The following is a 20,691-nucleotide window of genomic DNA, read 5'->3' as shown; positions in this document are numbered from 1 at the left end:
TGTTGATCCTGACGCAGGTTCCAGCCTTGAGCCGGGAGTCTGAAGTGCAAGCCTGAAGCTATAACAACTTTCGACCAACGCCTGCATCCTTCGCAGGCAATCGGCGTTGAAGAAGGATCCTAGAGGGCGGGTTTAGACATGGACACGAAGCCAACTGACGCTGACACGGTTTCCGCTCAGGAACCGGATATCATCGTGAACAAGACCGCACATTTCGTCGGGGAATGGATCGACGAGCACAAGGCGGAAGCCGCAGCTGCAATCCCGGCCGAAATCGCCGCCGAGAAGCTCGCCGAACAATGCATCGCCGATGCCGAAGGCCTGGGAATACTGGCTGAGGATATCGGCGACGAAGTCGGCGATCTCAAGCAATACATCGCGGAAGCAGTGCTCGGAGACGAAACTTCCAGCAACGGCAAGATTGAGAGCCCGCCCGATCCGCTCCCGGCGGCGCCGAATGGAGAAACCAATGCCGAAGTTCCGTTTTGAGTTCATCGAAAGTACGGCGCAGCCGGCCATCCAGGTCGACATGGAAAATTTGGATGCCGCCAAGGCCGAGGCGAAACGCGCGGCTAAGGAGGCGATGCTCGATGGGATTGTCGAAGGCGTCGACCCGACATCGTGGGTTACGAGAATCTACGACGAAGCGGGGTATCTGGTCGCCACGATCGGATTCCAGGACCTTGTGGCCGCGCCCCAAGCTGTCGGACAAGCCCACGAACAGACCGATGAGCCCGGCGTGATACGCTCGGGCTGATGCCGCTCCTGGGCAGGCCATCGGAACCTCAGTCGAGCTTTCCAGGCCAGGTCAGCTCGATCCACGCCGGGGCATGATCGCTTGGCCTTTCCAAAGCTCTTACCGCAGCATCGACGCCCGCCCCTCGCAGCCGGTTTGAAAGTGCCGGACTGATCAGGAGATGGTCCATTCGCAGGCCGGAGCTCCGGTCATAACCGCCCCGGTAGGAGAAGTTCCAGTAGGTGTAGACCCCCTTCTCGGGATGGATCTGCCGAACCGCATCCATCCATCCCATCTTCAGCAAATCGGCGTAAGCGTCACGACTCTGCGGGAAAAACACTGCATCGCCCAACCAGCGCGCCGGCACCACCGCATCAATCGGGGTTGGCACCACGTTGTAATCGCCGCACAGGACCGTTTCCTCTTTAAGCAAGGTCTGGGAATAGCTGATCAAACGCTGGAACCACGCCAGCTTGTAATCGAATTTAGGTCCAGGCGCGGGATTGCCGTTCGGCAGATAGATGCAGCCGATCACCAGCCCATCCACCTCGGCCTCGATGTAGCGGCTGTGCGTATCGTCCGGGTCGCCTGGCAGTCCGCGCCTGCGCTCCTGCGGCTGTTTCCCATGGGCCAGAATCGCTACGCCGTTGTAAGATTTCTGCCCATGCCAGACGGCGCAGTAACCAGCCTGCCGGATCGCCTCGGCAGGGAACTTCTCATCGGATGTCTTGAGCTCCTGCAGGCAGACGATGTCATAGCCGGTTTCGCCAAGCCATTTCAGGAGGACCGGCAATCGCCCATTGACGCCATTTACGTTGAAAGTAGCGATCCTGGTCATCCGGTTATCTTGGCCGATGATCTCTCCGGGCAGTCACCCCGATACTTGGTTTGGAATACTAGCTGTCTTTCTTGTAGGATTTGGCGGCCTCATCGATCTTGCGCCAATCGTTTCCGTGACGCCGCACCAGCTCCCGCGCCTGGGCCGGCGAGATGTTTTGCGTTTCCACGATATGGTTCACTTCCGTTTCTTCGCCTTTCAGCGGGCGCGAACGTGGCCTTCTGGGCCGGCTCGCCGCTGTTTCATCTGCATCACGTCGTCTCGCCATGGGCTGACCTCTCCTGATCCGGATTAACCGTCGAATGCCGGGAAGGTTTCCGCTCGCGGTTCCTCGAGCAGTTCGGCTTGTCTCGGCTGTGTGGCTTGAACCCAAGGAACTTGCGCGGCGTTCCTTGCGAGCAGAGCTAGCGAGCGCAATCCGATGGAAAAATCCGAAGCCCATTTTGAACCGCAGAAGCCTCGTGGTGCCGAAGCGCGCTTCCCGTACGATCGAGCGGCAGTTGAGCGGTTCCAGCTTGCGTTTCCGCGCGCGAGGTGGAGCGACGAGCTCAGGAGCTGGTTCGTGCCCGGAAAAACGGCGGCGCGGCGGATCGAGCGCTGGCTGGCACAGGAGACAGCGGCTCGCGCAGCCCATGACGACAGTAAGGGGCGGGATGCCTTCGCCTTCGATCCACTGTCGAGCCACTATCTGGAAGTCGCGGACGACCTGCGCATTCGCACGCCTTATTCGAAGACCGTGCTGGAGGAACTGCGAGCGGTTCCATGGGCGAGTTGGGACGACGAACTGCGGGTCTGGCGGGTGCCTTTTCGCGCTTATGAGGAGCTGCGGCGCCGTTGGCCAAGCATCGAAAGAGCCGCCCAACGCGCCGAGCCGGAGGAGAGGAAACGCCGGCGGGAGGCTGGTAAACACTCCGATGAGCACAAGGCCGCCAGGCTGCGCCATGCCGAACGCAGGCGCCGGCGCTATCCGGTTCCAGCCGAAGACCTGCCTCCGCTCGGTCGCGCCGTGGCGACGGTGCAATATGACGTTGTTGTCTTCACCGGGATTTCAGGCGAGCTCGCCGACCCCTCTGAGCTGGCGCCGTTCTACCCACAGTCGATGGAGACCGGCTTCGGCGCCGTTTGGGCGAGGTGGCGGCCGCCGACCTTGGCTGAACTGATCAAGACATGGCCGGCGCGGCGTCCTGCCGGATCAGCGGAACGATCGAGAGGGTGGTGGCGGCCGACGCTTGGCGAACTCAGAATCGCTCGCCGAAAGGCGAAAAGCCTGGAGCGGAGAAAACGTTCGCGAAGTGCCGATTGATATTCTTGGGTCTTTGATGGCTGTCACATGACAAGCGAGACGGGCCGCCGCCAAGGCTCGCGTACCCGACGTTCAGGTGGAATGTCGCAGGCCGAAAAGGAATTTCGGGTGCGATTTCAGCCCCGCGGGACCGGCATCCCCGCAGCCAAGCACGCGAGCTCATCGACTTGATCAGCATCGACGCAGCTTCGCTTCTTCGGCAGGCGCGCCTTCTCAAGAAGGCGTAACCGCTCAGGCGCGATTTTCATCACGGCCTCATTTGTTAGCGCGCGACTTGCCGGAGAGGCGTATCACCCCTTTGTCGTTCGTACCGAGTAGTGAGGCAAGCGGACGCTTGAAAGCGGTATCGTGCTTTCGCCCCTGGCTAGGAGGCACGCATGTCCCTGCATGGTGTTTTGGATTCCACCCAACTTGAAATCCTCTCAAAAGCTGTCCATCGCTATTGTTCAAGGCATGGACTTGAGAGCGAGGAAGACCGCCAGTTGGTCGCCATGAGGGCCATGAGCCTTTTCGGCCAGGGCACAACTGACCTTGACCGGCTGTCCGCGAGACTGGAAAAGCTCGAAGAACCTGGGCACGGCTAAACCGGCTGGCAAGCGTGCAGCCGTAACAGCTCCAGCGCAGCGCTCCTAATCCCGCCAAATTGCGCCATCGCTAGCAAAAAGATCGCCAACACCAGCTGCTTGCTGCAGCGTAGAAGCTTCGGCCAAAGCGAATGCGGGGAGAAGAGGGTGATGGTGCCCAGAGGCGGATTCGAACCACCGACACGCGGATTTTCAGTCCGCTGCTCTACCAACTGAGCTATCTGGGCCTGCGCCGGCTAACGGGCTCGTCCGCCGGGTTTCACGGAAGCGCCGGGTGGCGCCCCCCTCGAAAGCGCGTGGGTTATAGCACGGGAATTCGCCCTGTCCAGCGCTTAGGTGTTGATAAAGAAAAATCGCCGGGAAACGGCGTATTGCTACGGGCCTTCACTGCTCGTCTGTGGACGAAGGGCCTTGCTTGGGGCCTCCGTCTTCTTCCTCTTCGTCGTCGCGGCCGGGAATGACGTAGGCGCCTTTCAGCCAGCGATTGAGGTCGATGTCCTTGCAGCGTGTCGAGCAGAACGGATAGTGCTCCCGCACCGAAGGCTTGCCGCATTCGGGGCAGGGGCGCTTCGGCCTCAGCGGCGTGACCTTTTCGTCCGGGCTCATGGCCGCGCGACGTGCCAGTTCTTGTGCGGCTTGAAGCCCTCGCCGGACAGCAGCGCGATACTCTCGTAGAGCGGCAGGCCGACCACATTGGTGTAGGAGCCGACCAGCTTGACGACGAAGGAGCCGGCGAGGCCCTGCACGGCATAGCCGCCGGCCTTGCCGCGCCATTCGCCCGACGCGACATAGGCGTCGATCTCCTCGCGTGGCAGTCGCTTGAAGCGCACCCTGGTCTCCACCAGCCGCTGCCTGAGCTTGCCGCCCGGCGTGATCAGGCAGATGCCGGAATAGACCCGGTGCGAGCGGCCGGAAAGCAGGCCGAGGCAGTTCACCGCGTCGTCGATCGTCTCGGCCTTGGGCAGGATGCGCCGCCCCACCGCCACCACCGTGTCGGCGGCCAGGATGAAGGCCGGCGCATAGTCTTCCTCGCTTTTCAGCGAGGCGAACGCCTTCTCGGCCTTGTCCTTAGAAAGGCGCTTCGCCAGCGAGCGCGGATGCTCGGCGCGCAGCGGCGTCTCGTCGACATCGGCGGGCAGCACGCGGTCCGGTTCGATGCCGGCCTGCTGCAACAGCTCGATTCGACGCGGCGAACCCGAGGCAAGCACGAGCTTCTGCAGGATGCTCATCGCGGTTCGCGCCGAATTGTTACTTGAAGCGGTAGGTGATGCGGCCCTTGGTCAGGTCGTAAGGCGTCATTTCGACCAGGACCTTGTCGCCGGTCAGCACGCGGATGCGGTTCTTGCGCATGCGGCCGGCCGTGTGGGCGATGATTTCGTGCTCGTTTTCGAGCTTCACCCGGAACATCGCATTGGGCAGCAGTTCCGTGACCACGCCCGGAAATTCGAGGACTTCTTCCTTCGGCATTCGATACCTTTGCTTGGATGGCGGTTCCGGGGCCTAGAGCATGATGCCGAAAAGTGTGAAGCGGTTTTCGGACGACATCATGCTCTACTCTTGATCTGGAGCCGGACGATTTCAGGTCGAACAGACCTGAACTCGTCCGACTCCAGCCGGAATTTGCGGCGGAACCTATATGATAATCGCCCGCTTGTGAACATGCTTAATCCGTCGCGTTTTTTGCTTCCGGAAGCAAGAAACGCCGGCTTATGCGCGTCTTCAGCCGCTCTCGCACATCGCGATAGGCGGCCATGATATGCTCGCGCGTGCCGCCGGTGTCGGTCGGGTCCGGCATCGGCCAGTACTCGACCTCGACGGCGAGCGAGCGGGTAAGCTCGAGCGCGGCGTGATGCGCTTCGGGCGCCAGCGTAACGATCAGGTCGAAATAGTCGTCTTCCAGCTCGTCCAGCGTCCTCGGCTGCCGCTCGCCGAGCGTGAGACCCTCTTCGGCAAGCACGGCATCGACGAAGGGGTCGCGCTCGCCGCTGCGCACGCCGGCCGAGGCGACGAAAGTGGTGGCGGGCAGCATCCGCCGCGCCAGTTGCTCGGCCATCGGCGAGCGCACGGCATTCATGCCGCACACAAAAAGAATCGAATGCGGCAGCGCGGCCAGGACTACCCCCGCCAGTGCAGCACGCAGACGAGCGTGAACAACCGGCGCGCCGTGTCGAAGTCGATCTCGATCTTGCCGGCGAGCCGGTCCATCAGTGTTTGCGAGCCCTCATTGTGCAGGCCGCGGCGGCCCATGTCGATTGCCTCGATATGGCTGGGCGTGGAGGAGCGGATCGCCTCATAATAGCTTTCGCAGATCAGATAGTAATCCTTGACGATGCGCCTAAGCGGCGTCAGCGACAGGATGTGGGTAACCACATCGGCGCCATTCTGGCGGCTGACGGCGAACACCAGGCGCGACTCGGCCAGCGACAGCTTCAGCCTGTATGGGCCGGCGCCATCGTCGTTGACCGGCCGGAAACTGTTTTCCTCGATCAGGTCGAAGATCGCCACTGCCCGCTCATGCTCGACATCGGGCGTCGAACGTCCGATCGATTCGTCGAGCTCGACGTCGATCAGCCTGTCGCGGTTTTGGTGGTGGCCGGACATCGCTACATGTTCAGCCTGATCGCCACCGATCGTGCGTGGGCGTCGAGCCCTTCCGCCTTGGCGAGCGCGATCGCCGCCGGCGCCAGCGCCTTGAGCTGCTCCGGGCCGAGCTTCAGGATCGAGGTGCGCTTGACGAAATCGAGCACGGACAAACCAGACGAGAAGCGCGCCGAGCGCGCGGTCGGCAGCACGTGGTTGGAGCCGCCGACATAATCGCCGATGACTTCCGGCGTGTGGCGGCCGAGGAAGACGGCGCCGGCATTGCGCATCCCGGCGAGGAAGCTTTCGGCGTCGTCGAAGGCGAGCTCGACATGCTCGGCCGCGATGCGGTCAACCAGCGGCAGCGAAGCCTCGATCGTCGGCACCAGGATCACGGCGCCGAAATCGCGCCAGCTCGCCGCCGCCGTCGCGGCGCGCGGCAGGCTCTTCAACTGGCGCTCGACCGCCTGCTCCACCGCCGTGCCGAATGCGGCATTGTCGGTGATCAGGATCGACTGCGCGGATGCGTCGTGCTCGGCTTGCGCCAGCAGATCGGCGGCGATCCAGTCCGGATCGTTGTCCGCATCTGCCACGACCAGCACTTCCGACGGCCCGGCGATCATGTCGATGCCGACGCTGCCGAACACCTGGCGCTTGGCTGCCGCGACATAGGCATTGCCCGGCCCGACGATCTTGGCGACCGGCCGGATCGTCTCGGTGCCATAGGCGAGCGCGGCGACGGCTTGCGCGCCGCCGACGCGATAGATCTCGGAGACGCCGGCAAGGTCGGCCGCGACCAGAACCAGCGGATTGATGACGCCGCCGGAGGCCGGCACCACGATCACGATGCGCTCGACACCGGCGACCTTGGCCGGCACGGCGTTCATCAGCACCGAGCTCGGATAGCTCGCTGTGCCGCCGGGCACATAGAGCCCCACGGCATCGATCGCGGTCCAGCGCGAGCCGAGCTCGACGCCGGCGGCGTCCGTGTAGCGGTCGTCCTTCGGCTTCTGCCGCTCGTGATGGGAGCGGATGCGGTCGCGTGCGAATTCGAGCGCCTCGACTGTGGCTGGGTCGGCCGCGGCGTATGCCTTTTCGATGTCGGCCCTGGAGACGGCGATGCCGAGCCTGTTGAGATCGGCCTTGTCGAATTTCAGCGTGTAGTCGATGAGCGCCTTGTCGCCTGCGGCGCGCACGCGCGCGACGATGTCGCGCACCACCGCTTCGACGTCGGCCGACACCTCGCGCTTGGTGGTGAGGAATGCCGAAAAACGCAGCTCGAAATCGGCGTCGGTTTGGCTAAGCGTGATGGCCATCGTCGGTGCTCAGGTCCTGTGAACCGGGCGCGAGGTGGCTTCCCAGGAGCCGCCGACATCGGCGAGCCGCGCCTCGATGCACTCGACGTCGAGCATGATCGTGCCGCCTCCGGAAAAAACCAGCTCGATGATGCCGGCCGGCTTGCTGAATGCGACGAAGCTGACCGCCAAGAGCGACAGTATCTCCGCCGGCTTGTCGCGGGCGATGCCGCTGGTCTTGGCGCCGAGCACGCGGTCGAAATGCAGCACGCACTGGCGCCGTTCATTGTGCTGGCGGAAGAAGCCGGACCTCGCCTCCCAGACGAAGCGGTTCATGGTCAGCACGAAACGTTTGGCCGCCGGCAGGTATTCGAGGTCGGAGACCTTCATCACGGCGTCCTGGACGTGGGCCGAGATGATGCTCAGATCCTGGTCGTCGAGCGCGATGAGCTTGAGGGCCATGCGGAATGCGCACCTGAAGGTTGATTAGTCAATCTTCTGTTATGCGGTCTTTCCGCTCTGCGCAACCGAGGCGCTTTGTCAGCCCGAAATCCGCTCGATCACCGCGCCGCAGCCGGAAAGCTTCTCCTCCAGGCGCTCGAAACCGCGGTCGAGGTGGTAGACCCGGTTGACGGTGGTTTCGCCTTCGGCGGCAAGCCCTGCGATGACCAGCGACACCGAGGCGCGCAGGTCGGTCGCCATGACCGGCGCGCCCTTCAGCTTGGCGACGCCGTCGACGATCGCCGTCTGGCCCGACAGCGTGATGTGGGCGCCGAGGCGGGCAAGCTCCTGCACATGCATGAAGCGGTTCTCGAAGATCGTCTCGGTGATGCGCGACTTGCCCTTCGCCATCGTCATCAGGCCCATGAACTGCGCCTGCAGGTCGGTCGGGAAGGCGGGGAAGGGCGCGGTCGTAACGTCCACCGGTGCGATGCCGGCGCCGTTGCGCTTGACGCGGATGCCGGCATTGGTCGGCGTGATCTCGGCGCCGGTCTCGGCAACGACATCGAGCGCGCTCTGCAACAGGTCGGGGCGCGCGCCTTCCAGCACCACGTCGCCGCCGGTCATCGCCACCGCCATGGCATAGGTTCCGGTCTCGATGCGATCGGGAATGACGCGCACGCGCGCCCCCGACAGCGCCTCGACGCCCTCGATGGTGATGGTGGAGGTGCCGGCGCCGTGGATCTTGGCGCCCATGGCGATCAGGCATTCGGCGAGATTGACGATCTCCGGCTCGCGGGCGGCGTTTTCGAGTACCGTCTCGCCCTTGGCGAGCGAGGCCGCCATCATCAGCACATGGGTGGCGCCGACCGACACTTTCGGGAACACGTAGCGGTTGCCGTGGAGACGACCGTTCTTGGTTTTGGCGACGACATAGCCGTTGTCGACGTCGAGCTCGGCGTCCAGCGCCTGCAGGCCTTCGAGGAAGAGGTCGACCGGGCGCGTGCCGATGGCGCAGCCGCCCGGCAGCGACACCTTGGCCTCACCCATGCGGGCAAGCAGCGGGCCGATAACCCAGAAGGAGGCGCGCATCTTGGACACCAGCTCGTAGGGCGCGGTGGTGTCGACGATGTTGCGGGCGGAGAAATTGATGGTGCGCGAATAGCCCTCCTGCTGCTTCTCGCGCCGGCCGTTGACGGAATAGTCGACGCCGTGATTGCCGAGGATGCGGATCAGTTGCTCGACATCGGCCAGATGCGGCACGTTTTCGAGCGTCAGCGTGTCGTCGGTGAGCAGCGAGGCGATCATCAGCGGCAGCGCCGCGTTCTTGGCGCCCGAAATCGGAATGCTTCCGGCAAGCTTATTGCCGCCGACAATTCTGATGCGATCCATGAAAGAACGTCCCCTCGGCCCGGACGGGCCGGTTTCAATCGGTTGAGTATATCCGGCTCTAGACTATCGGCCGGTGCGGTTCAAGAAATAGGATTTCCCCATCTGTGGACCGAGTGTGATCGGCCAGTGTGGCCGATTTCGGTTAGTCCTTGTGCATTTTTCCAGCAGTCGGCAATCCTTCCGGCCGATCATCGGGATTGCCATCCCGCCGCGAACGGGCCTGCGCCTTGCGCTTCTGCAGGTTGGCACGCAGCGCCTCGGCCAGCCGGTCCTTGCGCTCGCCGTCGCGTTTTTTCGGCGGATTTGGCTTGTCGTTCATCGCCGGTCCTCGCCGGCGGATAGCCGGCTGTGGTTCAGGCATAGTTAACATTGTGGCGCCGCCATGTCATCGAAGCCTGCTCGCAAGCGGCCTCCACAGCCGCGGCATTCGACACATGCCGCGGGAAAACCGCGCAGCGATTTCGCACGAAGGCATGCGTCGTTTTAAGGTTTTCTTGGCCTTGCGCTTGCCGGTTCGTTATGGCAGAAGCGCCGCCATCGCAGGCTGCGGTAGCTCAGTGGTAGAGCACTCCCTTGGTAAGGGCGTAACCAAGATGGAAACGCGGCCCTTTTTCTAGCGAAATCAGATTGTTATCAGGCAGGCCGTTTTCGGCTGGTGTAAGGTCTCGTAACCACTTTGGTTGCTTTGTCACCAGCGTTCGCCGCCTTGCGCGGCTTCTTCTTCCCGAAGACCTTATCGATGACGCCCTTGCCCTCGCCGTGGGTGTAGTTTTCGAGGAGGAGCTTTTTCGTTTTCCAACGGCCCTTGTTTGCCGTGGTGGCGATGTCGACGCCGTTGCGCACGATCATCTCGGTGGCGAAGCTGTGACGGCCCGGTTGATGGGTGCCAAGATAGGGGATGCCGGCCTTTTCGCAGATGCGCTTGATGTCCTTGTAGACCGAACCGCGCTGGATATAGCCGAACAGGCGGGTGTTCGGCTTCTTAGCGGCACGGCCGTTGTGGCGTGGGCCTGAGCGCCTATTCTTCCAGGGTACGCGCACCTCCCATGCGGCCAAGCGTTCCCGCTTCCACTGGCGGAGTTCCTGGATCTCGTAGACCATCTCGACCGTTAGATCGGCCTCGCCGTCCTCGCCATTCTTCGTGTCGCGGAAAATGACCTTGCGGTTCACCAGGTCGACATCAGGCGAATCATCCTCAAGCGCGATCGCCTCCGAGACACGGGCGCCGGTCTGGTAGATGAATAGCATCAAGGCGCTGATTCGGGGGTCGTCGCTGTGCTCCCGGAATGTGTCGATGTAGGAACGGTCGACCGCGCGCTTGGACGGGGTGCTCGGCCGGCGGACGTCCTTGTCCGATTTCTTGAACCCTTTGATCACCACTTCTCGACATTTGCCGTCATCGGCACTGAGATTGATGACGGCCCGGGTGGGGATGATCACCTGCCGGTTCCATGTCGTGTAAGCAGCACCGGGGTACAGCACCTTGGCGGCGGCACGCACGCCCGATCCGGTCATGTCCGAGATCCTGGTGTCGGCGAAATGTTCGAGCAGCTTCTGGATGTAGCTCTCGCTCTTGCCGGCTTGCAGATAGGCCTCGACGGCTTGGGCGAAGGTGAAGAAGTCCTTTGGGTCGAGATCGATTTCCTGCTGGGCACGCAGCTCGCGATTCAGGCGGACCTTGTTCGCTTTGGCTTCGTCAGTTTCGCCAGTGCTCTCGTGTACGCGCTGCTCGCCTTGCCGGGTTGGGACCGTTCCGGTGAGCCACCAGAACCGGCCGCGCTTGTAGATCGTGAGCGGCATGACGCTTTACTCCACAAAAACAACTCATCGATCTGCCGCGGCGAGATCAGCACCTGCCTGTCGACACAGTAGCAGAGGCCCGTCTTGATCGCCTTCTCGCGCAACGACCTGGCGGACATGCGCAACCCTTTGTCGCGAAAACGCGACGACCAGTATTCCGGTGTCTGCGACATGGTCAGCACTTCGGGCGGCTGGTCATTCATGGCTCTTCCCGGTCGCGGCAGTCATCTCCTCGAAATCTTCTTCCTCGGGCGCGCGCTCGTGCGCATCGATGCGCGCCAGCTCGTCCCATTCCTCGCAGAGGTATTCGTATTCGGACTCGTCGCCGTCGAAGAACGGATGTCGCCCGAGATCGCGGTGCATGCGCCAACGGGTTTCGTCGGCGTAGCGACGGGTGTGGAAGGGCATCACCCAATCGGGCGGTGTCGGCTTCCAGGCGTCGTAGCTGGCCCAGGGGTCACCGTGCATCGGAACATCCTCGACCAGCCAGGTCTGCGAATTTCCCTTGAAGCCGAACAGGCTGTCGCCGGCCTCGATCACGGCGACAGCCCCGTCGTGCACCGCCGCGTGAAGATATGCTCTGGCACGACCTGGTAAGGTCCTTCGAACCACCACCGCCTCTGGCCACTGGAGAAGCCGAGGCGCAGGGATCGCCCTTCGCAAGTCGCTCAATGACGGCGGTGACTTTCATGGCGCGCCTACTGGAAGGCACGGCGCGCGGGCGTCTTGGTGCGGATCGGCGGCACCTTGGAATGCCGGCCGAGGCCAGAGGCCTTCGCCAGCCGCGACCGCGTGGCGGAATAGTTCGGCGCCACCATCGGGTAATCCGCCGGCAGACCCCACTTCGCGCGGTAAGCGTCGGGCGTAAGACCGTGGTCGGTCATCAAGTGCCGCTTGAGCGATTTGAACTTCAACCCGTCTTCCAGGCAGATGATGAAATCGGGATGGATCGACTTCTTGGGGTGGACGGCCGGCTCCTTCGGTGCGGTCGCGTTGACGACCGCCGGGCCGTCGAGCTTGCGCACAGCGGCGTTCACGCATGCGATCAGCTCCGGCAATTGCGCGGCTTGCACCGGGTTGTTTCCGACATAGGCCGAGACGATCGAGGCCGTTAACTCGATGTAGTTCTTGTCTTCCATGCTTACTCTCCGTGGTAGGGGTTGTGTCGTCGAGGTCAGATTGCCTCGGGTCGACCTGGTGACGGGCGCGCTTGCCCGATTGGCGCCGGCGTCTCGAGGAGATCGATTTCCATCATTGCTGGCAAACTGCTCATGCTGCTTCTCTTTGCTACCAAATCGGTGCTCAGTGTAACCATTTTGGTTACAATAAAGTCAAGCAAAAAAGGCGGTCTAATTTTCCCTAGATCTTGCTGCAGAAAGCACCTGTTTGATCGGCAAACATGACCTCGGTTCGCCAATGGCGGCGCAGCGTGTGTCCCAGCCGACGGAGCGCCTGCAAGACCTTTCGCTGCAGCCACGGCTTCTCCATCAAGTTCCCGGGAAAGCGAGGATCGCTGTGCACGGCGAGCGCCGGCACTTCGATCAAAGGGGAACCCTTGGGATAGAAGCTCTGCGTTTGAACGCTCAGAGCCGGGATCATCTGATAGGATTTCAGACTACCGGCGATCCCGCAGGCGGGGTTGAACTTCACATGGTCGACCGCATCCGAGAATACCCTGGTCATCGCCAACAGGCGCTCGGCCGCAGTTTTCGATAGAATGTATCCGCCGGACCCAAAAGAGAAGCTCCGCAAGCGCGCCAGTTCGAAGCCGTCGCGCAGCGCAAGTACGGTGCGGTCCAGCCACACCCTTCCGACGACTGTCTCGACCTTGACCAGGTCCGCGTCGCGAGGAACCCAGCTGGCCTCCTCGACCAGGAACAGACCGGCCCGCTTGGATATCAACATGTCGTCTTCGAAAACGCAGCCGTAAGCGTCCGGACCCGACGCGATCCGCTCCCAGCATTTTCGATGGCTCAGGAAGCAGCCCACCTCTTCCGGCGTCATCGCGGCCACGCCAGCTATGGGCTTGTAGACGTCCGCAATCTCAGCGTCGCTAAGCAGGCGCCCGTCCACCGCCGGCACTCGTTCAAAGGCTGCTCCGATGGAGTTGAGACGATCAGCCATGCGCTGCATTCTGCCCGGGCTGCGGTCCAGGTTGATGATGTAAGATTTCATGGAGGTTGTTATTCGACACCAGTTGCGGGTCGATCCCTTACTTGAACCGCGCGACAAAGGCGGATCACGAATGCTTGAGCCTATTTGTGATCAGGTCGTGGCGCGCCGGCCCCTATGACGCGCAGGCCTGCTTCGGTGAGACGAACATAGGTCCAAGGGTACCGTCGCTCCCTTTGAGGCTCGCCGGCCTGTAGGTCTCGACGAGGTTGCTATTGACGATCGCCGTGATCGCTCGCGCGATGACCTGGTTGGCGGTGGCTTCGAAATTGCTGAAACGGCCCTCCCGCTGGAGGATCGTCAGTATGCGCTCGGGGGTGATCTGCTTTCGCGGGATATCGTCGAGACCGACCGACCAGCAGTCGATGAAGAACATCTCAGTTTCGCCCGGCGGCTAGGCTCATGGCTGTGCCTCCGGACCGCGCTCGAGTCTCAGGTAGCCGAAGCCAGGCCCCGAAAGGATCTTGTGGCCAGCCGCACGCAATTGGCGCACGTAGCGATATACGGTGCGGGGTGCAGATGCCGACTCGCTCGGCCAGCATCTCGGCCGTGACGACGTCGGGACCGATCTCCGCCAGGAGCTGGTCTCTTTTTAACTCTTGGATGTCGCTCATAGTAGCGATCCTTGTTCGGCAATTGAGGATGGAAGTTCGATCGAGGAAGTCGCGGTGATCGGCATGGGTCGGTACCCACGGGCCATCTTCACTAAGTCTCCAAACGGGTTTTCGCGTTTGAATTCACCAATGCGGTTGAGATTGACCCACTGCGCCGCGTGGTAGCCGAACATGTAGAACTTGTAGCGGGCGAGGGCGTCCCATGCCTTTTGCTCCGCGGTCTCCATCGCCAAGATCCGCTCAGACATCATTGGCTCTCGCGATGAGTTTCGTCTTGAGCTTCCCGCCCTTGGCTTTGGTCTCGATCGAGATCGGCACGCCCGGGCGCTGCTCGAAGATCGTGGCGAGCACCTTGCGAACCTGGTCGGCGCCGGGCGCATCGGTGGCGAGGATCATCAGCGCCGCGTCGGCGAGCGCCTGATTGATGTTGGCTGCAGTGGCAGCGACCGAGGGGGCGGCGCGCACCCTCGCCCGGCTACGCCGCCGGGCGAGGCGGAAATATTCCCGCTTTTGATCCTCGTTCAGGCTGGTGAAGCTTCCCGGCTTTGGCGCGTTCTTCGCCGCCAGCAGCTCATAGAGCTGCGTCAGCGCCTCGTCGGGGCTCTTTTGCTTTTGGACATGTCCAATTGGAGTTTCCATCAGGGCGCTGCCGCCAGCAAAATGCCTATCAGGATCAGCAGCGCGCCGATGAACCCGACTATCGCGCCGAAGACATATCCCTCGATCGGCACCCATCGACCGGTGAAATCGAGGTAGGCGCGCCGGCCGCAAGCGCTGAGCAAGATGATGAAGCCGGCGGCCAGGAAGAACGTGCTCATCAGGTGCCCGCGATGTTGGTGTGCGTGGTGATGATGTTCGCGCCGCCGTCGGCGCGACCAGGATCCGAGTCGGCCGGCGCAAGCCGGAAATAATTGAGCGCGGCTTCGGAGACGGCGCACTCCGCCAGGTCCTCGACCGACCGGCCTTTCTCGGCGGAAATGGCCTTCATGCGAGCTGCGGTCATCTCGTCGACATACACGGAGATGATCGGCATCACTCGCCGCCTTCGCCTCTACGAGGCCGCGCCTTGGTGATCAGCACCACCTCGCCGTTCGGATAGATCAGCTCGACTTGCTCGTTGCGGCCGATGCCGTCGAAGATCGTCGTCAGCTGGGACGTCAGGGATTCGTTGGCGCGCTCCAGCAAATCCATCTTCGCCTGCGTCTGCGCCTGGGCGATGCGCAGTTGGAGGTCCGAAATCCTCGGGGGGTGCGCTACTTCGTTAGGCATGGGTAAGTCTCCTCGTTATGGTCAGGGGTAAAGGGTATGAAGCCGCAGCTCGCCTTGAAGCCGATGAAGGGGTGGTTCATGAGATCCCAGTCCACCTCCATGTGGCAGGCCCGGCATTCTTCCATGTGATCCATGCCGCAGCGGGTCGACCTGGTGGCCGCGCCCTTGCATGCCGCCTTGCGTGGATCATGCTGCCTCCTCGTCGGGCGTCAGGTCGGCGTAGGGCGCGAAGCCCCGAAACTGGATGCCCGTGTGCAGCAGCTCGCCCCACTCACCCCCGCTGTCGCGATAGATGATGCGACGCTCGCCATAGGCGGCCAGGCATTGCTCGACGACGCGCTCGGCATCGTTGGTCACGCTCGGCAGGTCCAGCCGGCAGCGGTCCGCAATGAAGACCATCCCAGGCGTGACGGCGAGCTCGGCGTAGCTGGCGCGCCTCATCGAAAACCCCTGTGGAGCTTCGGGAAAGGCCGGCTCGGGATCTTCCGTTTCGGCTTACCCTTTCCGGTCCGTCCCTCGAGCCGCTTCGTCTTCGCGATCTCGCGTTGGTCGACCGGTGTTTTGACGCCATGCGTGGGCTTGTTCAGCGCCACGATGTAGTCGAGCGCGCACGATGGCGGGATGGTGTCATGCGCTTCTGGGTCCCAGCGCCGCCGCTGCAACGCCGGATCGTGATCGAACTGAACACCGTCGAGCGGGTTGAGCCGCGCGCCGCTGGGCTCCTTGCCCCCTTGGCGCACGACGATCTCAAGCTTCTCGCGGACGCTGAGCGCGCGCGCCCGCCAGTTTTCGGGCGGACCGAGCACCTGGGCGCCGTGGTCGGGAAGGAATGCGATCCGGCCGGCCATGATCAGCCCGCGCTCGGCGGAGCGAGCGCAGCGAGCCTCCGCGCCTTGATCTTGTCGGCCAGCTGGCGACTGCTCTCGTCGTCGTGGAATTGAGCCTCGACGTCGAACTCGGTCCAGATTTCCTCCACAGCCGCGGTCGACTTCGCACCTTGAAGGGCGATCTGGAAATCCTCGAAGAACTTGCCGTAGTCGAAGGCCGCTGGTTGCTCCTCCTCGGCGGCTTCTGCGCCGTCGTGCATGCCCTCGACATCCTTGTCGAACCCGTTCTCGGGGATAGGGTCGACGGCGTCGAGGCTGGGCACCGGTGGCGGCGATGGCGGGGTAAGCCTCGCCCTGGGTGCCGGCTCGTCGTCGTGGTGCTCGATCAGATCGCCGGCGATCTCGCGGGCCTCGAACTCGTCTCGCACGCCGCCAAGAACGTCGCCGAATAGCTCGCGCAGACAGAAACCAGCTGCGCGCCATTGCTTCATCCGCTTGGGATGGCGGAACCAGGAGGAATCGTTAGGCACGTCGTCCCACACATGCTGATTGTTTTTCCAGACCTTGCCGCGACGGGTCGGACGTTCGTCCCAGAGGCCGGCTTGCTTGGCATCCGCGACCGAATAGGCCTCGACCTTCATTTCCCCTGTGTCGGAGCGCACCGCCTTGCACCAGCCGATGGTGCGCTCGTCGACGGTGTTCATCTGGGCAACCACGTCCTTGTGCAGGCCGAGATTGAGGAGCGCCTCTTTCCTCGCATCGCGCAGATAGCCCAGCTCGACCGATTTCGCTCTGCCCGACTTTCGAACGACGTTGATCAGTCCGTCGCCGTAAAGCGCCGGCTTGCCGCCGATGACGGTAAAGCTGCGCAGCGCCACCATGGGCGGCAGGCCGAGCTCCGCGCCGGACATGATGACGATGGCCACGGCGCTGGTGCCCTTCTTGCCCCAACGCTTCCAGGCGTCGTCGCCGGCATCCTCAGCCGGTTCGCGACCGACAAGCGCCTGTGGCGCCAGACCGGCCTCGACGATCATGGTGGCGAGACGCCACGTTTCCTCGATCGACTGAGGGATTATGGCGCTGATCGCGCCGCCGACCATAAGGGCCGGTACCTGAGCCCGTTCGTTCATTTCCAATCCTCGGGGTTGAAGCTGTTGGCGCGCCAGGTCCGGCGCATCTCGTCCTGCTCGATGCACACGTCGTTCCTCGCGAACCAGAAAGCGGCGGGGACTTCGCGGAAGAGCCGACTGCAAGCGGCGCTGATCATCACGGCAGCCAGAAAATGACGATGGCAACGCGGACCAAGCGCATAGCTATTTGTCCACGTCGTCGAAGATCGACCGGTTGCCGTTCTCGTCGAGCAGCGTTCCGTCGGGCGACCACTGGTGCCGGCCGTTAGGATGCTTGGCGGCGCGCTGCTCGTCGGTGCGCACGTCGATTGCGAGGATGGCTGTCTTGGCGGCGTCGGAATGATCCTTAATCTCGGCGACCGTGACGGACGTCTCGCGGCCGCGAACAGGCACCATGACGCGGGAGCCGACAGCCACGTCGAAGGCGCCGGCGAAATAGTCGTAGGTTTTGTCGCTCTCGCCGAATTTCACGGCGACGATCTTCTGGTCGGTCATGCTGCCCTCTTGTCTGGAACCCGCTCCATGCCGGCCGGCAGGGCGGCGTCTTTGTTGCGCGCGATGCGGCCTGCGATCTTCTCGATCGCCTCCCGGACCTCCGGCTCGTCTTTCAAGGCCACAACCAGCGCGTCGTAATCGGTGATGTTCGCGACCCAATAGGTGTGCAGGGACATCTTGGCGCCGGTCCTGCCAGCGAAGACCGGACGGGCTTGGGCCTCGCGTGCGGCTTCCGCTGCGCGCTGGGCCAACTGCCTTGCCTCGGCCTCGGCTTCGAGCCGCCGGGCCTCCTGGTCGCTCTCCTGTGCGAACGAAGATGCGAGGCCGGGTGAAGTGTCGGCTTCGCGCTGAGCCTTCTCCTCCTCGGCCGCGCGCGCGACGTCGGCCGCCCGCTGCTCAGCCGCCTCTGCCTCGCGCCGAATGCGATCTGCGTCCTCGCGAGCCTTGCGCTGGCGCTCCTGCTCCAGGCGGTCCAGTTCTTTCAGCCACGCCTCACCATGCTTTTTCAGCTTCTTGGCGAGGTCCTTGGCATCGGTCCGCAGATCGCGCCATTTGTCATCGACGGCGTTGCCGCCATCGAGCCAAGGACGCTTCTCGACGTTGAATTGTTCGTCCGCCTTGGTGGCGATTCCGGCGAGCCGCTTTGCCCAGACGCCCGCCTGATCGGCCTGCTCTTGGGTGCTGATCGGCTTTTTGAGGAAGCCCTCGACCGTCTCCTTCTCGGCGGCCAGCTCAAGGGTCAGGTCTTTGTGCAGATCGCCGGTCTTGGCCGGGAGGTTGTGTTCCTTCGAAACCGACGGAGGCTCATCTGGCCAAGGCTCGCCGGCCAGCACCGAATGATAGAGCGCTTCGGTGATCGGGTTGCGGCAAGCATAGTTCCAGACCCTATCGGCCTCCGCTTCCTTGCCGCCCTGCAGGCAGATGACATTGCCCGATGCGTCACGCCAGATGGCAACAGGAACCAGGGGCGCATCCTTGAATGGACGGTTCCTGAAAAATCCTGACTCCGGGCTGTCGGCAGAAGGGGCGAGCAGGAGCAGCTGATCGTGGGTCAGCTCGCGATATCCGCCCGCCAGTTTCAAAGCCTGACGCCACCATGCATATTGGTCCGCCGTCATCCGTCTGTTTCCTTTTGTGTTACACGTGAAACCATTTTGGCAACACAATGGGCGCGACGAAGCGGTCGCGGGGCGCAGTGCTGCTTAGATTGGGAGAACCCGGCCGGGCTGGTGCGGGCGAATGGTGCGGGGGTCACACCGGCCCGGCCGGGAACACGCAGATACTCAACACATGACCGCGAGGCATGATGGTAAAATACAACCAGGGGCAACTGGGCCATCGGTCTAGCGATCCTTCTGCGTGAGTAGGATCGTAACCGATTTGGTACGTTTTGCAAGTAGTGTACCCGAAATGGTTACATCTCAGGGAAAAAAAATGCAGATCAGAGTGTGGAAATCCTCAGCCGGGCGCGCCCGATGACCTTCAAGTCCTTCGGCTGGACGGTTTCGTTGACCGCCGCGGGGTTGTCGCTGTGGACCTGGACGGCGCCTGCCGTCGTGGGCGAAAGGTAACGCCACTGCACCGCGCCGGCGATCTCTAGGGCGAAGATGCCGGGTCGATTGGGGATGTTGTCGTCCAGATCGATCACAAGCGCATCCCCTTTGGCAACAATGCCATTGGCCTGGTAGGCGTCGACCATCATGAACCGGAGGTTGTGGCCCGTTGAGTTCGGCAGCATGCGGGCCAGAAACTCAGGATCCAGCACGAGGCCTGGCGTTTGATTTTTGCCGCCGGCGATCTCGAACACCTGGTTGAATTTGCTGACGTCAATCGCCGCAAGCTCCGGAAACATAAGCTCTTCCGGCCTGACATTGAGGTGCGGCGCGATTCGCTCCGCCCATTTCAAGGTAAGCTTCCGGCCGTTTGGGCCATCCTCTTCCTCGAGGCGGCCCATCTGCGGCCTTGTGGTGCCAACGCGACGCGCCAGCTCAGCCTTGGTGAGCCCGGCTTTCTCCCGGAAGTGCTTAATTCCATTCGCCATATCAGTGCGGTAGCTCAAAACGCTTTCCTGCGAAACTGTGCCAGATTGGTTACAAACCTTGACGTGTAACCAAATTGGTGACAAAACCCGCCCATGGAAAACCTGCATCAACTGACGAAATGGCGTGAAGAACGCAATCTAAGCGCCGCCGACGTGGGCCGGATGATCGACTGTACGCGGCTGACAGTCGATCGGTACGAGGCCGGCCGGATGCCGAGGCAACCATATCTCGACCGCATCGTCGTTATGACCGACGGTGAGGTGAACGCAAACCATTGGTTGGGCAGGGAGGCGGCAGATGTCGTTGCACGGCGCCCGGCTTCGGCTTGACCCGAGATACGATCAACACGGTTCCTCGTTCCGTCCGAAGTTGGTCGGTGCGTTCAACAACTTCCCAAGCCGCAACTCCAAGCGGTTTCCAGCAATCATCGTCGTGGCCCATCGGCATTCCCCTTGCGGTCGTGGCGATGATGGCGGGGAAATTGTTGGATGTGTCCGACAAGGCATCCGAGAATCCCGATGGGTCGTCGTTCCTTCTCCTGTTTTTTGTGAGGAATCGATGCAGGACATTGCTGCAGAGCTACAACAGGTGGTGTTCAAAGCCGCCGGAACTATCAAACCAGGCATGGGCATCAAAGCTCAGATCAACGCTGCGTGTGACGCGCTCGGCTACCCGCGCGGCCACTGGCGGGTGAGGGATGCTTGGTATGGCACCGCTTCCAACTGGAACGGCAAAGCCATCTTCGACCTCCTCGGCCGCTACAACCGTTTGTGCCAGAAGGCAGGCTCCAATGTGGAGCCGGTTAACGAACCTGTAGCCGTCATCGCGAAAGCTTCGAACAGAGGCTGACTTTGACGGAGGTGTGATTTCCTCCGCCAATTACTTCCGCCTTAGGTCCGCACGCAATGTTTCAAGTTGAAACATTCCCAGGAGGTTTAATAAAAATGAAGCAGACTGACGGCGGGCAGACGGTAAACGGTGAAGTAAAGACAGTTATGGCTGGGTTTTGCCAAACAGCAAGAAGCATTGGATCGGCTGCCGCCGAGCGAAGTGCAACTGTGCATCTCGTGGCAGCAGCGGCATATCTGGGAGAAACCGTCGGTCCTTCCATGACTAAACAGATCCTGTCGGCGGTATTGGCCTCGATAGGATAAGCAATGAACTACCAGATTG

35 protein-coding genes and 1 tRNA gene are annotated in these 20,691 nt (G+C 62.3%); 7 read left to right on the top strand and 29 right to left on the bottom strand.

Annotated elements, in window-relative coordinates:
- The first annotated feature begins 138 nt into the window (after window positions 1-138).
- Together P9254_RS25650 and P9254_RS25645 are read left to right on the top strand one after the other, a co-directional pair.
- The gene (locus tag P9254_RS25650) at window positions 139-489 is read left to right on the top strand and encodes a hypothetical protein (protein WP_278055548.1); all 351 of its coding nucleotides are present in this window, start codon (window positions 139-141) and stop codon (window positions 487-489) included.
- On the top strand, window positions 470-757 hold the full coding sequence (locus tag P9254_RS25645) for a DUF6894 family protein (RefSeq protein ID WP_066993818.1): 288 nt from the start codon (window positions 470-472) through the stop codon (window positions 755-757). The genes P9254_RS25650 and P9254_RS25645 overlap by 20 nt, the downstream gene beginning before the upstream one ends.
- 28 nt (window positions 758-785) lie before the next feature.
- Here P9254_RS25645 and xth read toward each other — a convergent pair whose 3' ends face one another.
- Entirely contained in the window at window positions 786-1,574 is a 789-nt protein-coding gene (gene xth / locus P9254_RS25640; RefSeq protein WP_278055545.1) for an exodeoxyribonuclease III, read from the bottom strand.
- Window positions 1,575-1,632: 58 nt separating this feature from the next.
- A complete protein-coding gene (locus P9254_RS25635) occupies window positions 1,633-1,842 on the bottom strand; it encodes a hypothetical protein (protein ID WP_066993812.1) in 210 nt (69 codons plus the stop codon).
- A 294-nt stretch (window positions 1,843-2,136) separates the two neighbouring features.
- Here P9254_RS25635 and P9254_RS25630 point away from each other — a divergent pair, with 294 nt between their 5' ends.
- Both P9254_RS25630 and P9254_RS25625 read left to right on the top strand, forming a co-directional pair.
- Window positions 2,137-2,877, top strand: coding sequence for a hypothetical protein (locus P9254_RS25630; RefSeq protein WP_442920111.1), 741 nt, complete (start codon window positions 2,137-2,139; stop codon window positions 2,875-2,877).
- A 377-nt stretch (window positions 2,878-3,254) separates the two neighbouring features.
- A complete protein-coding gene (locus P9254_RS25625) occupies window positions 3,255-3,461 on the top strand; it encodes a hypothetical protein (protein ID WP_066993806.1) in 207 nt (68 codons plus the stop codon).
- A 151-nt stretch (window positions 3,462-3,612) separates the two neighbouring features.
- Here P9254_RS25625 and P9254_RS25620 read toward each other — a convergent pair.
- From P9254_RS25620 to P9254_RS25490, 27 genes are all read right to left on the bottom strand, one after another.
- A tRNA-Phe gene (locus P9254_RS25620) sits at window positions 3,613-3,688 on the bottom strand.
- A gap of 157 nt (window positions 3,689-3,845) precedes the next feature.
- A complete protein-coding gene (gene yacG, locus P9254_RS25615) occupies window positions 3,846-4,067 on the bottom strand; it encodes a DNA gyrase inhibitor YacG (protein WP_067328558.1) in 222 nt (73 codons plus the stop codon).
- A complete protein-coding gene (locus tag P9254_RS25610; RefSeq protein ID WP_066993800.1) occupies window positions 4,064-4,690 on the bottom strand; it encodes a Maf-like protein in 627 nt (208 codons plus the stop codon). The genes yacG and P9254_RS25610 overlap by 4 nt, the downstream gene beginning before the upstream one ends.
- Window positions 4,691-4,709: 19 nt before the next feature.
- The gene (infA, locus tag P9254_RS25605; RefSeq protein ID WP_006200926.1) at window positions 4,710-4,928 is read right to left on the bottom strand and encodes a translation initiation factor IF-1; all 219 of its coding nucleotides are present in this window, start codon (window positions 4,926-4,928) and stop codon (window positions 4,710-4,712) included.
- A 196-nt stretch (window positions 4,929-5,124) separates the two neighbouring features.
- The gene (locus P9254_RS25600; RefSeq protein WP_405023141.1) at window positions 5,125-5,544 is read right to left on the bottom strand and encodes an arsenate-mycothiol transferase ArsC; all 420 of its coding nucleotides are present in this window, start codon (window positions 5,542-5,544) and stop codon (window positions 5,125-5,127) included.
- A gap of 32 nt (window positions 5,545-5,576) precedes the next feature.
- Complete coding sequence (locus P9254_RS25595; protein WP_066993793.1) at window positions 5,577-6,062, bottom strand: UPF0262 family protein; 486 nt, start codon at window positions 6,060-6,062, stop codon at window positions 5,577-5,579.
- 2 nt (window positions 6,063-6,064) lie between these two features.
- Window positions 6,065-7,357 (bottom strand): histidinol dehydrogenase, encoded by a 1,293-nt coding sequence (hisD, locus tag P9254_RS25590; RefSeq protein ID WP_127248492.1) that lies wholly within the window; start codon window positions 7,355-7,357, stop codon window positions 6,065-6,067.
- A gap of 9 nt (window positions 7,358-7,366) precedes the next feature.
- Window positions 7,367-7,798: a DUF2948 family protein gene (locus tag P9254_RS25585; protein WP_066993786.1), complete on the bottom strand. Its 432-nt coding sequence runs from the start codon at window positions 7,796-7,798 to the stop codon at window positions 7,367-7,369.
- Window positions 7,799-7,876: 78 nt separating this feature from the next.
- Window positions 7,877-9,169, bottom strand: a complete 1,293-nt coding sequence (murA, locus tag P9254_RS25580; protein WP_095802510.1) for a UDP-N-acetylglucosamine 1-carboxyvinyltransferase — start codon at window positions 9,167-9,169, stop codon at window positions 7,877-7,879.
- Window positions 9,170-9,311: 142 nt separating this feature from the next.
- Window positions 9,312-9,488, bottom strand: a complete 177-nt coding sequence (locus tag P9254_RS25575; protein WP_095802509.1) for a hypothetical protein — start codon at window positions 9,486-9,488, stop codon at window positions 9,312-9,314.
- A 314-nt stretch (window positions 9,489-9,802) separates the two neighbouring features.
- Window positions 9,803-10,969 carry a tyrosine-type recombinase/integrase gene (locus P9254_RS25570; protein ID WP_127847653.1) on the bottom strand — a complete coding sequence of 389 codons (1,167 nt, stop codon included), beginning with the start codon at window positions 10,967-10,969 and terminating at the stop codon, window positions 9,803-9,805.
- A 195-nt stretch (window positions 10,970-11,164) separates the two neighbouring features.
- Window positions 11,165-11,509 carry a hypothetical protein gene (locus P9254_RS25565; RefSeq protein WP_127403429.1) on the bottom strand — a complete coding sequence of 115 codons (345 nt, stop codon included), beginning with the start codon at window positions 11,507-11,509 and terminating at the stop codon, window positions 11,165-11,167.
- 158 nt (window positions 11,510-11,667) lie between these two features.
- On the bottom strand, window positions 11,668-12,108 hold the full coding sequence (locus tag P9254_RS25560) for a MucR family transcriptional regulator (RefSeq protein ID WP_095825835.1): 441 nt from the start codon (window positions 12,106-12,108) through the stop codon (window positions 11,668-11,670).
- 220 nt (window positions 12,109-12,328) lie between these two features.
- Window positions 12,329-13,144 (bottom strand): glycosyltransferase family 25 protein, encoded by an 816-nt coding sequence (locus tag P9254_RS25555; RefSeq protein WP_127214607.1) that lies wholly within the window; start codon window positions 13,142-13,144, stop codon window positions 12,329-12,331.
- Between the two features lie 112 nt (window positions 13,145-13,256).
- Window positions 13,257-13,517: a hypothetical protein gene (locus P9254_RS25550; protein WP_095825837.1), complete on the bottom strand. Its 261-nt coding sequence runs from the start codon at window positions 13,515-13,517 to the stop codon at window positions 13,257-13,259.
- Between the two features lie 234 nt (window positions 13,518-13,751).
- Window positions 13,752-13,988, bottom strand: coding sequence for a hypothetical protein (locus P9254_RS25545; RefSeq protein ID WP_206517785.1), 237 nt, complete (start codon window positions 13,986-13,988; stop codon window positions 13,752-13,754).
- A 7-nt stretch (window positions 13,989-13,995) separates the two neighbouring features.
- Window positions 13,996-14,394 (bottom strand): hypothetical protein, encoded by a 399-nt coding sequence (locus P9254_RS25540; protein WP_095825840.1) that lies wholly within the window; start codon window positions 14,392-14,394, stop codon window positions 13,996-13,998.
- Window positions 14,394-14,573 (bottom strand): hypothetical protein, encoded by a 180-nt coding sequence (locus P9254_RS25535; protein WP_095825841.1) that lies wholly within the window; start codon window positions 14,571-14,573, stop codon window positions 14,394-14,396. The genes P9254_RS25540 and P9254_RS25535 overlap by 1 nt, the downstream gene beginning before the upstream one ends.
- Window positions 14,573-14,788: a hypothetical protein gene (locus P9254_RS25530; protein WP_095825842.1), complete on the bottom strand. Its 216-nt coding sequence runs from the start codon at window positions 14,786-14,788 to the stop codon at window positions 14,573-14,575. Before P9254_RS25530 ends, P9254_RS25535 begins: the two co-directional genes overlap by 1 nt.
- Window positions 14,788-15,024 carry a hypothetical protein gene (locus P9254_RS25525; protein ID WP_127214617.1) on the bottom strand — a complete coding sequence of 79 codons (237 nt, stop codon included), beginning with the start codon at window positions 15,022-15,024 and terminating at the stop codon, window positions 14,788-14,790. Before P9254_RS25525 ends, P9254_RS25530 begins: the two co-directional genes overlap by 1 nt.
- Window positions 15,025-15,210: 186 nt before the next feature.
- Window positions 15,211-15,465: a hypothetical protein gene (locus P9254_RS25520; protein WP_127214619.1), complete on the bottom strand. Its 255-nt coding sequence runs from the start codon at window positions 15,463-15,465 to the stop codon at window positions 15,211-15,213.
- Complete coding sequence (locus tag P9254_RS25515) at window positions 15,462-15,872, bottom strand: hypothetical protein (RefSeq protein ID WP_127214621.1); 411 nt, start codon at window positions 15,870-15,872, stop codon at window positions 15,462-15,464. Before P9254_RS25515 ends, P9254_RS25520 begins: the two co-directional genes overlap by 4 nt.
- Window positions 15,873-15,874: 2 nt before the next feature.
- Entirely contained in the window at window positions 15,875-16,981 is a 1,107-nt protein-coding gene (locus tag P9254_RS25510; protein ID WP_278055534.1) for a hypothetical protein, read from the bottom strand.
- Window positions 16,978-17,118, bottom strand: a complete 141-nt coding sequence (locus P9254_RS25505) for a hypothetical protein (RefSeq protein ID WP_164750388.1) — start codon at window positions 17,116-17,118, stop codon at window positions 16,978-16,980. Before P9254_RS25505 ends, P9254_RS25510 begins: the two co-directional genes overlap by 4 nt.
- A 46-nt stretch (window positions 17,119-17,164) precedes the next feature.
- Window positions 17,165-17,476, bottom strand: coding sequence for a hypothetical protein (locus P9254_RS25500; protein ID WP_095813958.1), 312 nt, complete (start codon window positions 17,474-17,476; stop codon window positions 17,165-17,167).
- Window positions 17,473-18,594, bottom strand: a complete 1,122-nt coding sequence (locus P9254_RS25495) for a hypothetical protein (protein WP_127214624.1) — start codon at window positions 18,592-18,594, stop codon at window positions 17,473-17,475. The genes P9254_RS25500 and P9254_RS25495 overlap by 4 nt, the downstream gene beginning before the upstream one ends.
- A gap of 323 nt (window positions 18,595-18,917) precedes the next feature.
- A complete protein-coding gene (locus P9254_RS25490) occupies window positions 18,918-19,535 on the bottom strand; it encodes a helix-turn-helix domain-containing protein (protein WP_164746620.1) in 618 nt (205 codons plus the stop codon).
- Window positions 19,536-19,610: 75 nt separating this feature from the next.
- On the opposite strand from P9254_RS25490, the gene P9254_RS25485 reads away from it, so the two are divergent.
- The 3 genes from P9254_RS25485 to P9254_RS25475 all read left to right on the top strand — a co-directional run bounded on the left by P9254_RS25485 (window position 19,611) and on the right by P9254_RS25475 (window position 20,672).
- Window positions 19,611-19,847: a helix-turn-helix domain-containing protein gene (locus P9254_RS25485; protein WP_127214626.1), complete on the top strand. Its 237-nt coding sequence runs from the start codon at window positions 19,611-19,613 to the stop codon at window positions 19,845-19,847.
- Entirely contained in the window at window positions 19,816-20,367 is a 552-nt protein-coding gene (locus P9254_RS25480; RefSeq protein ID WP_127239295.1) for a hypothetical protein, read from the top strand. Before P9254_RS25485 ends, P9254_RS25480 begins: the two co-directional genes overlap by 32 nt.
- Before the next feature lie 95 nt (window positions 20,368-20,462).
- Entirely contained in the window at window positions 20,463-20,672 is a 210-nt protein-coding gene (locus P9254_RS25475) for a hypothetical protein (protein ID WP_127214630.1), read from the top strand.
- Window positions 20,673-20,691: the final 19 nt, after the last annotated feature.

This window comes from Mesorhizobium sp. WSM4983, from assembly GCF_029625765.1.
Lineage (GTDB): Bacteria > Pseudomonadota > Alphaproteobacteria > Rhizobiales > Rhizobiaceae > Mesorhizobium.
The sequence above is the reverse complement of the archived record's forward strand: the minus strand, read 5'-3'. Positions and strand labels throughout refer to the sequence as shown.